The organism is Paraburkholderia sp. SIMBA_054 (genome assembly GCF_046534875.1).
In the GTDB taxonomy this organism is placed as follows: Bacteria; Pseudomonadota; Gammaproteobacteria; order Burkholderiales; family Burkholderiaceae; genus Paraburkholderia; species Paraburkholderia hospita.
Genome location: NZ_JAWRXV010001634.1, coordinates 1 through 239 on the forward strand (window position 1 = coordinate 1; position 239 = coordinate 239).

1 protein-coding gene is annotated in these 239 nt (G+C 48.5%); it reads left to right on the forward strand.

Features of this window, described 5'->3' with window-relative positions; all coding sequences use genetic code 11:
• The first annotated feature begins 40 nt into the window (after positions 1-40).
• Positions 41-166: a DUF2474 domain-containing protein gene (locus SB822_RS60615; RefSeq protein WP_410859588.1), complete on the forward strand. Its 126-nt coding sequence runs from the start codon at positions 41-43 to the stop codon at positions 164-166.
• Positions 167-239: the final 73 nt, after the last annotated feature.

The following is a 239-nucleotide window of genomic DNA, read 5'->3' on the forward strand; positions in this document are numbered from 1 at the left end:
GGGTGGGCCTATTGGGTTTTCAGGGGCAAGGCAGGTGTTCATGGATATCATTGACAACACCAGATTCCCATTGTGGAAGCGTATTGCCTGGATGATAATGATCTGGACTGCCAGCGTATGCGTACTTGGGACGATAACGATGATCATACGCTATTGGCTCATCTAGTACGTCTTGCACTCCGGGATCGCTTCTATTGGGCAAACACTGGAAATTGGCGTATAGTTGGTTTTCGTAAGGC

Excerpts from the sequence above, each read along its gene's own strand:
- SB822_RS60615 (WP_410859588.1), top strand. The coding sequence starts at position 41 with ATGGATATCATTGACAACACCAGATTCCCATTGTGGAAGCGTATTGCC.